The sequence below is a fragment of the Saccharospirillum sp. genome (genome assembly GCF_039982735.1).
Lineage (GTDB): Bacteria > Pseudomonadota > Gammaproteobacteria > Pseudomonadales > Natronospirillaceae > Saccharospirillum.
In genome coordinates, this window is sequence record NZ_JBDWXV010000011.1 from 74,590 (window position 1) to 87,040 (window position 12,451).

General features: G+C 55.4%; 13 protein-coding genes. 10 read left to right on the plus strand and 3 right to left on the minus strand.

Features of this window, described 5'->3' with window-relative positions; translation table 11 throughout:
• The first annotated feature begins 111 nt into the window (after positions 1-111).
• The 4 genes from ABJT94_RS08625 (at position 112) to rarD (ending at position 3,995) form a co-directional block, all read left to right on the plus strand.
• Positions 112-981 (plus strand): choline ABC transporter substrate-binding protein, encoded by an 870-nt coding sequence (locus ABJT94_RS08625; protein ID WP_348475799.1) that lies wholly within the window; start codon positions 112-114, stop codon positions 979-981.
• Between the two features lie 63 nt (positions 982-1,044).
• Positions 1,045-1,875, plus strand: coding sequence for a choline ABC transporter permease subunit (choW, locus tag ABJT94_RS08630; RefSeq protein WP_127554926.1), 831 nt, complete (start codon positions 1,045-1,047; stop codon positions 1,873-1,875).
• Complete coding sequence (gene choV, locus ABJT94_RS08635) at positions 1,875-3,032, plus strand: choline ABC transporter ATP-binding protein (RefSeq protein ID WP_348475722.1); 1,158 nt, start codon at positions 1,875-1,877, stop codon at positions 3,030-3,032. Before choW ends, choV begins: the two co-directional genes overlap by 1 nt.
• An 84-nt stretch (positions 3,033-3,116) precedes the next feature.
• The gene (gene rarD, locus ABJT94_RS08640) at positions 3,117-3,995 is read left to right on the plus strand and encodes an EamA family transporter RarD (RefSeq protein ID WP_348475721.1); all 879 of its coding nucleotides are present in this window, start codon (positions 3,117-3,119) and stop codon (positions 3,993-3,995) included.
• Between the two features lie 80 nt (positions 3,996-4,075).
• On the opposite strand, the gene ABJT94_RS08645 is transcribed toward rarD, so the two are convergent.
• Positions 4,076-4,531, minus strand: coding sequence for a MarR family transcriptional regulator (locus ABJT94_RS08645; RefSeq protein WP_348475720.1), 456 nt, complete (start codon positions 4,529-4,531; stop codon positions 4,076-4,078).
• Between the two features lie 173 nt (positions 4,532-4,704).
• Between ABJT94_RS08645 and ABJT94_RS08650 the strand changes: the two genes are divergently transcribed.
• Positions 4,705-5,160, plus strand: a complete 456-nt coding sequence (locus ABJT94_RS08650; RefSeq protein ID WP_348475719.1) for a DUF1499 domain-containing protein — start codon at positions 4,705-4,707, stop codon at positions 5,158-5,160.
• 17 nt (positions 5,161-5,177) lie between these two features.
• Positions 5,178-6,590, plus strand: a complete 1,413-nt coding sequence (locus tag ABJT94_RS08655; protein WP_348475718.1) for an NAD(P)/FAD-dependent oxidoreductase — start codon at positions 5,178-5,180, stop codon at positions 6,588-6,590.
• A 129-nt stretch (positions 6,591-6,719) separates the two neighbouring features.
• Here the strand turns inward: ABJT94_RS08655 and ABJT94_RS08660 are convergent, their stop codons facing one another.
• A complete protein-coding gene (locus ABJT94_RS08660) occupies positions 6,720-7,676 on the minus strand; it encodes a LysR family transcriptional regulator (protein ID WP_348475717.1) in 957 nt (318 codons plus the stop codon).
• A gap of 156 nt (positions 7,677-7,832) precedes the next feature.
• Between ABJT94_RS08660 and ABJT94_RS08665 the strand changes: the two genes are divergently transcribed.
• Positions 7,833-8,714, plus strand: coding sequence for a DMT family transporter (locus ABJT94_RS08665; protein WP_348475716.1), 882 nt, complete (start codon positions 7,833-7,835; stop codon positions 8,712-8,714).
• A gap of 234 nt (positions 8,715-8,948) precedes the next feature.
• Here ABJT94_RS08665 and argF read toward each other — a convergent pair whose 3' ends face one another.
• Entirely contained in the window at positions 8,949-9,857 is a 909-nt protein-coding gene (argF, locus tag ABJT94_RS08670; protein WP_348475715.1) for an ornithine carbamoyltransferase, read from the minus strand.
• Between the two features lie 548 nt (positions 9,858-10,405).
• On the opposite strand from argF, the gene grxD reads away from it, so the two are divergent.
• The 3 genes from grxD to ABJT94_RS08685 all read left to right on the plus strand — a co-directional run bounded on the left by grxD (position 10,406) and on the right by ABJT94_RS08685 (position 12,366).
• Positions 10,406-10,735 (plus strand): Grx4 family monothiol glutaredoxin, encoded by a 330-nt coding sequence (gene grxD / locus ABJT94_RS08675; RefSeq protein ID WP_348475714.1) that lies wholly within the window; start codon positions 10,406-10,408, stop codon positions 10,733-10,735.
• 106 nt (positions 10,736-10,841) lie between these two features.
• On the plus strand, positions 10,842-11,609 hold the full coding sequence (moeB, locus tag ABJT94_RS08680; RefSeq protein ID WP_348475713.1) for a molybdopterin-synthase adenylyltransferase MoeB: 768 nt from the start codon (positions 10,842-10,844) through the stop codon (positions 11,607-11,609).
• 178 nt (positions 11,610-11,787) lie between these two features.
• Positions 11,788-12,366 carry a YqgE/AlgH family protein gene (locus ABJT94_RS08685; protein ID WP_348475712.1) on the plus strand — a complete coding sequence of 193 codons (579 nt, stop codon included), beginning with the start codon at positions 11,788-11,790 and terminating at the stop codon, positions 12,364-12,366.
• Positions 12,367-12,451: the final 85 nt, after the last annotated feature.

Consider the following 12,451-nt stretch of genomic DNA (forward strand, 5'->3'; position numbering starts at 1 on the left):
GATCGTCATAGAAGACATTAACCGAGTAAAAAGAGGATAAAAAAGATGACTGTTTCAATCGCAAAGAAACTCACCGTTGCCATTGCCCTGACGGGTACTGCTGGCGTTGCCATGGCCAATAGTTGTGAAGAAGTGCGTTTTGCCGACGTAGGCTGGACGGATATTACCGCAACCACAGCGCTGACCTCCGTTGTACTGGAAAGCATTGGCTATGAAACCGAAAGCCAGTTGCTGTCCGTACCCGTTACCTATCGCTCTCTGGAAAACGGTGATATCGACGTGTTTCTGGGCAACTGGATGCCCACCATGGAAGCAGACATCGCACCTTATCGGGATGCCGGCACCATCGACATTCTGGGCACCAACCTGGAAGGCGCCAAGTATACCCTCGCCGTGCCACAGTATGTGTATGACGCTGGCGTACAGTCCTTCGCAGACATCGCCGAATACGCCGATGAATTTGATAACCAGATCTACGGTATCGAGCCCGGCAACGATGGTAACCGCCTGATCCAGAGCATGATTGATCAGGATGCGTTCGGTCTTGGTGAATTTGAAGTGGTTGAATCGAGTGAATCGGGCATGTTGTCTCAGGTTGGCCGCGCCGATCGTCGCGACAACTGGATCGTGTTCCTGGGCTGGGAACCGCACCCGATGAACGCCAATTTTGATCTGGCCTACCTCGACGGTGGCGATGACTTCTTCGGCCCGAACTACGGGGGTGCTACCGTCCACACCAACGTTCGCAAAGGGTACGCTGAAGAGTGTGCCAATGTTGGTCGCCTGCTCTCCAACCAGACTTTCACGCTGGCCATGGAAAACGAAGTCATGGCACTGATTCTGGATGAAGGCATGCGCCCGAATGATGCCGCCACCCAATGGCTTTCTGCCAATTCCGATGTACTCGACGTCTGGCTCGACGGTGTCACCACCCTGGATGGTGAAGCCGCTGCACCAGTGGCAAAAGCCGCGCTGCAGTAATTTCCCTCCCGATGACCGAGCGGCCCTTTGTGGCCGCTCCTTTCAACGAGACTGAGACTGACTATGGAAGCTTATAAACTGCCCCTGGGTAGAACCATGGAGCGCTTTGTCGATTGGCTGGTCGATTCCGGTGCCTGGTTTTTTGATAGCCTGGCGATTGCTCTGGAATGGTTAATAGACGGCGCAACCGACAACCTGCTTTTGCTGCCACCCTGGCTGTTCATCGCGATTACGGGTGTGATGGCCCAGTGGTTGCGTCGCAACACCGGGCTCACGGTCTTTACCGTTTTATCTTTCTTACTGATCTGGAATCTGGGTTACTGGGAAGCGACGATTGAAACACTGGTCATGGTAGTATGCGCAACCAGCCTCTGTGTGTTGATTGGTGTTCCGATTGGCATTGCCGCGGCACACCGGCCTTTGCTGTATACCCTGTTGCGCCCGGTTCTGGATCTGATGCAGACCGTACCTACCTTTGTTTATTTGATACCAACGCTGACGCTGTTTGGATTGGGTGTGGTCCCCGGACTGATTGCCACCATTGTGTTTTCCATCGCTGCGCCGATTCGGTTGACCTATCTGGGCATTTTTCAGGTACCCAAAGAACTGGTGGAAGCCGGTAAATCCTTCGGGTGTTCCAATCGCCAGCTGCTGTGGCGCATTGAATTGCCTGCTGCAGCTTCCAGCATCGCCGCCGGTATTACCCAGTGCATTATGTTGTCGTTGTCGATGGTAGTCATTTCCGCACTGGTGGGTGCCAATGGCCTGGGCAGACCTGTGGTACGGGCGCTCAACACCGTAGACATTGCCAGCGGGTTCGAAGCGGGCCTTGCCATTGTCTTGCTGGCCATTGTGCTGGACCGTCTGCTGAAACAAAAACACGAGGTGAGCTGATGATTGAATTTAAAAACGTCGACCTGGTGTTTGGCAAGAACCCGGAGCGGGCTTTGCCCTTGCTCGACCAGGGTTACGATCGCGATCGGTTGCAGAGTGAAACCGGGTTGGTGCTGGGGGTCAGCCAGGCGAATCTGAAAGTCAACAAGGGCGAAATTTGTGTATTGATGGGCCTTTCCGGTTCCGGAAAATCAAGCCTGCTGCGTTGCGTAAACGGTTTGAACCCGGTTACCCGGGGTGAGGTGCTGATTGAGCATAAAGGTGAGGTGTTGAATTTCTTCGATGCCGATCATCAGACCCAGCGCGACATTCGCATGAAACGCATATCGATGGTGTTTCAGAAATTTGCGTTGATGCCCTGGTTGACGGTCGCTGAAAACATCGGCTTTGCCCTCGATGTTCAGGGGTTGTCAAAAGAAGAAATTGCCCGCCGGGTAGATGCACAGCTGGAACTGGTTGGGCTGACCGAGTGGCGTAACCATAAACCCAGTGCGTTGTCCGGCGGTATGCAACAGCGGGTTGGTTTGGCCCGGGCACTGGCGACCGAGTCTGATATTCTGCTGATGGATGAGCCTTTTTCTGCGCTCGACCCGCTGATTCGCCAGCAATTGCAGGAAGAGCTGCTGCAACTGCAATCGCGCTTGCAAAAAACCATTGTGTTCGTCAGCCATGATCTGGATGAAGCACTCAAGCTCGGCAATACCATTGCCATCATGAAAGATGGGTGCATTGTGCAACAGGGCAACCCGCAGGATATTGTGCTGAACCCGGCGACTCAGTACGTCGAAGATTTTGTGGCGCACACTAACCCCTTGCATGTTCTATTGTGTGGCGATATTGCCGACCCGCTAACGGCGCTGCCAGCAAAAGACGACCACTATTGTATCGATACAAAACAGGATTGCTGGTTCAATGCTGATACCGGTGCAGCACGGTGTCAGAACCAAACCATAACCGTTCAACGTTGGCAGAATGGTGACTCGATGGCTGACTTGAAAAAGGCTCCAACACTCGTCAGTGCCAGTGCCAGCTTTCATGAGGCGCTGGAAATTCGCCACCGGACGGGGTTTGTCGTGTTGGTAGAGTGCGACGACCGTTCACTCAAGGTGATTGGTGACGATCAGCTTTACCGTGGGTTGCTGGGCAACCTGGGCTGAAACACTGCGTTTTATTGTGCTCCGCTAAGGCAGGCTCCTGACAAACCCCGTACACTGTCCGCTCGTCGATTTTGGAGGGTGAACATGCGGGGCTTGTTGCTGGCCATCAGTGCTTACGGTATCTGGGGCTGCTTTCCTTTATTTTTCAGTTTGCTGGCCAATGTGTCGGCGTTTGAAGTGCTGGCGCACCGGATCGTTTGGGCCTATGTGTTTACAGGGCTGGTTATCCTGGCCTTGGGTAGACGCAAGCAACTGGCCGCCCTGATTGCCAATCGCCGTGCGTTGGCCTGGCTGTCGTTATCGGCCGCGCTGATTACCATTAACTGGCTGGTGTTTATCTGGGCGGTGTCGGCGGGGCGGGTACTGGAATCGAGCCTGGGTTATTTCATTACGCCTCTGGTCAGTTTGTTTCTGGGTCGCTTGTTACTGAAAGAATCCATGAACCGGTGGCAGGTAGTCGCCGGGGTGGTGGCTTTGATTGCCGTGCTGTTCGAACTGATTGCCATTGGTCGTTTGCCTTGGGTTTCCCTGGTGTTGGCGAGCAGTTTCGGGTTGTATGGGCTGGTGCGTAAGATGCAACCTGTCGACAGCCTGAACGGATTACAGGTTGAAACCATGGTGGTCGTGCCGGTCGCATTGCTGTACCTCCTCTGGCTTTGGTCGGCGGGCCAGATGATGTTTGCGCAATCGCTGAGCGATACCCTTCTGTTGATTGCGGCTGGCGCGGTAACGGCCGTGCCACTGCTGTTATTTGCCGCCGCTGCCCGTCGGCTGGATCTGATTGTGGTCGGATTCATCATGTACCTGAACCCTACTCTGCAATTTCTCTCGGCGGTGTTCATTCTTAATGAAGCCTACCCACCGCAAAGACTGCTGACCTTCGTGCTGATCTGGATCGCCATGGGTTTCTTTATGGCCGGTCTGTGGCAAACCCACCGTCGCGCCCGGCAAGCAGTGGCCTGAACACAGGCCAGCCGGCCAACTCTGGAAACCTGAGTTCTCAATCTTACCGTTACTCTGAATTTAAGTATTTATACCGTTATCTATCTTGGTGTTTTCTGCAACTGCTGGTAGAGCGTTTCAGCCAGGGCTTTCAGTTCCAGCGCCTGGTCGGCGGTCATGTCGGTCTGGCATACCAGCGCGGCTGGCACATCCGCCGCTTGCCTTTTCAAGGCCAACCCAGCATCGGTCAGCGTGATGGTCTTGCTCCGTTCATCGGTCGCTGCGCGACCGCGAATCAGCAGACCCTTCTGCTCCAGCCGTTTCAGAATAGGGGTTAGGGTGCCGGAGTCGAGCCGGGTCTGGTGTACCAGGGTGCGAATGGGAACGCCGTCCTCTTCCCAGAGTGACAGCATGACCAGGTATTGCGGATAGGTCAGGTCCAGTGGTTCCAGTAGCGGCCGGTAAGCGCGAATCAGAGCGTTGGTCGCAGAGTAGAGTGCGTGACAAATCTGATTTGTCAGCTTCAATTGGGGCAGGGCGTCGGTGTTGTCAGTCACTTAGGCATCCGGTCGTGGTCATTAGGCTTATAGTTTGCGCACAAGGTATTGACGGGTCAAGGTATACCCTCTATTATTTTGTGCACAAGATATTTGTGTGCAAGATAAAGCATTGGCTTTGTAAGTTTTGGCCCGATGCTCCGACAAACTCACTGCAAACAGGGGAAGTAACCATGAAAACCTTTTTTATCATTCTGGCCGTCCTGATCGTGCTGGCTTTTATCATGATTTATGTGCAGAACAGCCGGACACCGGTTCTGGGCCACAGTCAGGGGCGGCTGAAACCCTTGTCATCGAAGCCGAATGCGGTATCGACTCAGGCAGATGATGTCGCAAAGCGGGTTGCACCCTGGCCATTCAAGGCCGATCAGGAAGCGACAATGTCCGCCATTCTCACCGCGGTGAAAAGCTATGGCGGGGCCGAAATCATTAAACAGGAAGCCGATTACCTCTATGTCGTATTCACCACCGATCTGATGAAGTTCCACGACGATGCCGAGTTCTACCTCGATGCCGATGCCCGGGAAGTGCATTTCCGGTCGTCCAGCCGAGCAGGTTATTCCGACCGGGGGCTGAATCGTCAGCGCCATGAAAAACTGACAACGCTGTACCAGCAAATTCAGGACTAACTGACAGTAGGATGGTTATGAAACCTTATGATCTGATTGTAATCGGCAGCGGGGCCGGTGGCCTGACGGCGGCTTTTACTGCCCTGGGTTTTGGCAAACGGGTACTGATTGTTGAAAAAGACCGGCCGGGTGGCGAGTGCACCTGGTCGGGCTGTGTGCCAAGCAAGGCGCTGATCAATCAGGCCAAAGAGGTTCACATTGCCCGCAAATTCGCGACCATTACCGTTGATTCTGGCGCCATTCTTGAGCGAGTAAGAGCCGTTAGCGAGCATGTCTACGAAGAGGAAACCCCCGAAGTTCTGCAAAAAGCCGGGGCTGACTATGTGAATGGCTTTGCCCGCTTTATCAGTCCGACGCGGATTGAGGTAGGTGACAATACCTACGAGGGTAAGAAATTTGTGCTGGCAACGGGCAGCTCACCTTTTGTGCCACCCATACCGGGGCTGGACCAGGTCGATTACCTGACCAATGAAAACTTTTTTCAGCAAGCCACCTTGCCCGCTTCGGTCATCGTACTGGGGGGCGGGCCTATTGGAATGGAACTGGCTCAGGCGATGAACCGGCTTGGTGTCCAGGTCACGCTGGTGGAAATGATGCCGGAGATACTGTCGCGCGAAGAGCCTGAATTTTCGGCACTTATTCGTCAGCGCCTGGCGGCGGAAGGGGTTCGGTTTGAAGTCGGCACCAAGGCAGTTGGCGTCGAAAAAACATCTGCAGGTGTGCGACTGAACACCGAGAAAGGCTCCGAAACCGGTGCCCTGGAAGCGGAGAACCTGCTGGTAGCCATTGGTCGGGCGCCCAATGTGAACGGCATGGGCCTGGAGGACATTGGTGTGGATGTCGACAAGGGGGTGACGGTCAATCAGCATTTACAGACCAGCGTTAAAAACATCTACGCCTGCGGTGATGTCGCGGGGCCTTATCTACTGAGCCATATGGCCAACTTTCAGGGCAAGATTGCTGCCATGAACGCCATACTGCCGATCAACCGCTCTGTGGATTACAGCCACGTCGCCTGGGCCACCTTTACTGACCCTGAATTTGCCCGTGCCGGGCTGACCGAGCAGGAAGCCCGGGAGCTGCATGGCGACAGCATTCGCGTCTACCGCTACGACTTTGCCAAGCTGGACCGCGTTAAGACAAAAGCCGGCGATGTTGGCCTGATTAAGCTGATTGTCAGCAGGCGGGGCAAGGTGCTCGGGGCTCACATCATAGGCGAACGGGCCGGTGAGCTGATTGCCGAGGTGCAGGTCATGAAAACCCTGAATCTAAATTTTGGCAAATTGCAGAAAGTGATCCATCCTTATCCTACTTACGCTGACAGCTTGCGTCAGCTGAGTCAGCAGGTGTTTCTGGATAACATTTTGAAACATCCTGTCGTGAGCTTCTTTCGTAGTTTAGGTAAGGCAGAAAAGCAGACATCCGAGTAAGTGAACAGACAGACTTCAGAGTAAGAGAGCAGGGGCAGTCCCGGGGGTACCCGATGAGTCGACCCTGCTCCAACTGCTCCCAGCCCGCGTTTCCTTCCCCTTTTCGCGGGCTTCTTTTTGTCTGCAACATTAGTTTTCCCGAAACGCATCCAGCAAGCCGGTACTGCCTGCCCGCTGCCGAATCCACTGGCGCACCCTCTGAATGCCGGCTTCCTGTCGGCGGCTGGTTTTGTAGGCAAAGTAGAAGCGGTCACCGGTGATCAGGGTATGGCAGGGCAGGCGAATCAGGTCCGGGTCTTCACTGGCGTTGTACATGTAGTCGTTGGTCAGGGCCAGGCCCTGGTGGTGCCGGGCCGCCTCCAGAGCCAGCAGCATGTGACTGAAGTGCTGATACCGGGCGTTTGCTGGCAGGCTTAAACCGCCTTCGGCCAGCCAGCGTCGCCAGTCGTCTTTCTGCTCTCCGAAGATGGAGTAAGTCGACAGAAGCGGGCAGCGCATCAGTAGTAGCGGGTCTATGGTGGCCGGTTCCGGTGTGTCAATCAGCCCTTCCTGATACAGATCACTGCACAGCTGTTGCCAGTAGGTGCGGCTGCAAATGGGGAACAGCCGCTCTGTGTAGAGCAAGTCGGTGGTAAAACCGCGCTGATCTTCGTGCAGGGTGATAAAGCAGTCGGCGACCCGGTCTGATAGCTGCGGCGACTCGTTCATCATTTCCAGTTGCAGGTCGATCTCGGGGTGCTGGCGTTGCAGGTAGGGCAGGTTAGGGATGAGCCAGCGAACGGCGAATGAGCTGAACAGGGCCATGCGCAGTTGAGTATCCGGCTTGCCCTGCAATTGCTCGCTGGCGCGCTCAATCTGCAGCAGGGCATTGGTTACCCCTTCCAGATAGTGCCGGCCGGGCTCTGTCAGCGCCAAGTAACGTCCCTGGCGGGTAAACAGATCCTCGCCAAGGTAGCTTTCCAGCAGGCGAATTTGATGGCTGACGGCGCTCTGGCTAACCGCCAGTTCATCGGCCGCCCGGCTGAAGCTGTTAAGCCGGGCTACAGCTTCGAAAACGGGTAGAGCTTTCAGGGGTGGTAACTTCATCAGCAGGTGATCCGGCTAGTATCTAAAATACTAATACCATAAAGAAAATATCATTTTTCTCAATACTTGAGTGGCAATAGACTCCAGGCATGGATTGGGATCGGGCCGGTTGGCGCATTCTCTGTAGTCAGGATTTTCAATCGGGAGAGTATCGTCATGCCGGGCAGAACCATCAACAGCGCAATCTGGTTGCTGGTCATCGGCAATGCGCTGGCGCTGGTCTCCGATGCGCTGATCAAGTGGCAGGGTAGCGACGTCCCGATATTTCAGTTCATTTTTGTCCGTACCCTCTGTGCCATGGCCATCCTGTTGCCGCTGATGTCGATGATCGATCGTCAGCGGTTGTTTGCGGGCTGGCGCATGCATCTGATACGCGCCCATATCAGTCTGATGGGCATTGCCTGCATGGTGGTGGCGCTGGGTACTCTGCCACTCGCCACGGCGAATGCGCTGTTCTATGCGGCGCCCATTTTGGTGATGGTCATCGCGGTGGTGTTTTTTAATGAACGGCTGACGCCGCTGAGTCTGTTTGCGGTGATCAGCGGCTTTGTTGGCATTCTGGTTATCTTGCGTCCGGTAGCAATCAGTTGGAGCAGCCTCAGCGCGATTGGGGTTGCGTGTTCACTGGCGATCAACATCGTGTTGATTCGCAAATTGCCGGGGGGTCAGTCGATGGTGCATACGCTGCAACTGACTCACCTGCTCATGCTACCGGCCGCCTTTTTATTAATGATGTGGGAGAGCGAGCCGTTCGACTGGACAATTCTGTTCACCGCCTTTGGTTCGGCGTTTTTCATTCTGTGCTACAACTTTACGGTGCTGATGGCCTACCGCTGGGTCGCGGCCAATGAAGTCACCAGTGCGGAATACACTGGCTTGCTCTGGGCCTTGCTGGGAGGCTGGGTGTTCTTCGATGAGGCGCCCGATCTCTGGTTCATCATCGGGTCGAGCATGATTGTGGTACCACTGATTCTGATTGGCCTGAAGGAACGCAAACGGGCCAAACTGCCAGTACGGCAGGGCAGTGTGACGCCTTGAGTCGTGGGTAGGGCAAGTTTCGGAGTTCGGAGTCGTTACAGTGGCTGTGGCCCGCACCGACTACCTGGGGTGTCCCTGTGGGGTCGGGCGGTATGCCGCCCACTCAATCCATCCATGGAGCCTAGACCGCAGCCGAGGCGTCGGACCGATCCATACTGCGGACTACCTCACAGGAACACCCCAGGCAGCCGCTGCTTGTCAACTTAGCGAACTCCGAAACTTGCTTAGGCAATTTCACTCACTGCAGAGCAAAAACTCTAACAACGCTTTCTGTGCATGCAAACGGTTACCCGCCTGTTCCCAGACCACAGAGCGCGGATCGTCGAGCATATCCATGCTGACTTCTTCACCTCGGTGGGCAGGCAGGCAATGCATAAAGACAGCGTCTTTGTGGGCTTTATCCATCAACGCCGGGGAGACTTGCAGGGATTCAAACACCCGAATCCGGTCGTCGGCTTCCTCTTCCTGGCCCATGCTGGCCCAGACATCGGTGGTGACCAGATGTGAATTCTGCACCGCTTCTACCGGATCTCGCAAAATGGTGACGCGGTCACCGGCTTTGGTCAGCAAGTCTGCCATGGGTTCAAACCCTTCGGGGCAGGCGATGTTCAGCTTGAAATCGTACAGCATGGCGGCGTTGATGTAGGAGTTGCACATGTTGTTGCCATCGCCGATCCAGGTAACGGTTTTGCCCTGAATCGAGCCGCGCGCTTCCTGATACGCCTGCATGTCGGCCAGCAGCTGGCAGGGGTGGTAGTCATCGGTCAGGGCATTGATCACCGGCACCGTTGAATACTCGGCAAAGGTTTCGATTTTTTCATGCTCGAAGGTGCGAATCATCACCGCGTCGACCATTTGCGACAGCACGCGGGCGCTGTCCTCTATGGGTTCGCCCCGCCCAAGCTGGGTATCCCGCGGCGACAGAAAAATGGCACCACCCCCCAGTTGCATCATGCCCGCCTCGAACGAAACCCGGGTCCGCGTCGATGATTTCTCGAAAATCATGCCCAGCACCCGGTTTTTAAGCGGTTCGAACACCTCGCCGCGCTTGAACAGGCTTTTCAGTTCACCTGAGCGCTGAATCAGGAACCGCAGTTCATCCGGGGTGAGATCATTCAGGGTCAAAAAGTGCCTGACGGACATGGGTGGGTGACTCCGTTCTGGGGTTAGTGGTCCACGCCCAAGGGAGCCTGTAGGGCTTAGATGGATCGGCTGCGGAAGCGGGACGACGGCCCAAATATCCGCAAATTTTGAGCACATAGTCCCGCTATGCACTAAAAATTTGCGAAAAATTGGTCTCGCCGTCCCACTCCCTCGCTTCGATCCCCCTAAGCCCAACAGGCTCCCAAGCGGGAAAACCGTCAAGTTTACTGAAGCGGCTAGTCCAGAGCAATTGGAAGCCGCCTGCGATATTTGCAGTGATGTTTTGCGGGTTTTGTGAAAGGTCGGATCAGGCAACACGACAAGTGCCGGGTAGCTCTACCCTGTGCCTGGCACGGATGGTTGGCTATTGCCTGGTTTAGATGAAAGCCGTTGAGCCAAATTGGGCTGGAAGTAGAGTGTGTCCGATTGAAAATGAGCAATTAAACCCTAACTAAGAGGGCAAGCTGTTATTGCCGCTGTCATCCCCTGTCGATTCAACAGGATTGGCGTACAATAGCGACATCTGAAGCAACCTGTGGGATGAAACCATGACCGACACCCTGGCGAACATCAAAGAGCAAATCGAATCCAACCCGGTATTGCTGTATATGAAAGGCAACCCGAACCAGCCCATGTGCGGCTTCTCTGCACAGACGGTGCAGGCGGTGATGAGCTGCGGCAAGAAGTTTGCCTATGTTGATGTGCTGTCCAACCCGGACATTCGTGCCGAATTGCCAAAATACGCCAACTGGCCGACCTTTCCGCAACTGTGGGTCAAAGGTGAGCTGGTTGGTGGCTGTGACATCATTACCGATATGCACCAGAAGGGTGAGCTTAAAACCCTGATCGATGAAGTCGTTCCTGACGAAGAAGCCTGATCGGCTCAGTCTGAACCGCCAGTGGGTGACCAACAGGGTTGCCCGCAGATCTGGCCCGTTTCAGTGCAAGAAACCGGGTTTTGATCTGCCTAACAAGGCCCCTGCCATGACTCAGCCGCCCGAAGAACTCACCGATCACCAACTGCTGCGTTACAGCCGGCACATCCTGTTGCCACAGGTGGATATTGTGGGGCAGCAGCGTATTGTTAACAGCCGCGTACTTGTGCTCGGCGCTGGTGGATTAGGCAGCCCGATCTTGTTGTATCTTGCCGCAGCAGGTGTTGGTGAACTGTTGATTGCCGATGGCGACCGAGTCGATGAAACCAATCTGCAACGCCAGATTGTGCACCGCACCCGGGCCGTGGGTGAAAAGAAAACCTCGAGCGCCCGAGCCACCCTGGCCGAGCTGAATCCCGACGTAAAGGTTACTGAGATTGACAGTCACCTCGATGAGGCCAGCATGCTCGCCTGGGCCCGGGGCTGTGATGCCGTGGTTATTAGCACCGACAGTTTCAGCAGCCGTTATGCCGCCAACCGGGCCTGCATGGCGCTTGGTATACCGCTGATATCGGGGGCGGCGATTGGGTTATCGGGGCAACTCAGCGTCTTTGATTTTCGGCGTGAGGACAGCCCTTGCTACAGCTGCCTGTTTCCCGACGGTCAGGATGACGATGTCAGCTGCGCCACCGCCGGCGTGCTGGGGCCAGTGGTAGGCATCGTCGGGTCAGTGCAGGCCGTTGAAACCCTAAAGTTACTGGCACAGTTTGGCGAGCCACTGGTTGGAACGCTGCTGACACTGGATGCCACCGATCTTAGCTGGCAGCGGTTCCGGTTCAAGCGTCAGCCAGATTGTCCGGTTTGCCAGCAACGTTAGTGACACAGGTGCAAGCTCAGTAATAAGTTACTATTCTATAAGGCATTACCGGGTACGTGAGGTTTCCTTCCACCACCGCCCTCTGCGACTGAACGCAGGGTGGCTGGTTGGTATCCCCGACCTGAACGGTCGGCGGTATTGAGTCGTCAGACGATCGTTTCAGCGCAACAGGAGTACCATGATGGACACCCTCTTTCATAATGACACCGGTTTGAGCCATCAGTTCATCGTGGCCATGCCCGATATGAGTGACCCCTGGTTTACCGGCACCGTTTCCTACCTGTTCCAGCATGATGATGAAGGCTGCATGGGGCTGGTGATCAACCGGCTGACGTCCATGACCCTGGGCGAAGTGTTTGAATCACTCGACATTGAGTGCGATAACGCCGACTTACTGGATCGCCCGGTGTATTCGGGCGGGCCGGTGATGCCCGAGCACGGCTTTATCATTCATCGCTCCAACGAAGGCCCCTGGAGCAGTACCGTCAACAACGGTCACCTGAGCATTACCACCAGTCCGGATATTCTGCAGGCCATCGCGCGTGGCGCCGGGCCTGAGGACTATCTGGTGTGCCTCGGGTGTTCCGGTTGGTCGCCGGGTCAGCTCGAAGGGGAGTTGAAAGGCAATGCCTGGCTGACCGTGCCGGGTGACCTGGCACTGATCTTTGAGGAAGGGCTGGAGACCCGCTACGATGCGGCTTTGCGCAGGCTGGGCATCGATAAAACCTTTCTCAGTGACAGTGGTGGTCAGGCCTGAAGCCTGACCATAATCCTTTACAATCGAGCTTGAACTCTGTTCTGCCTCAGGCTTGGCCGTTCCCGACCAAGCTGGTTCAATGCTG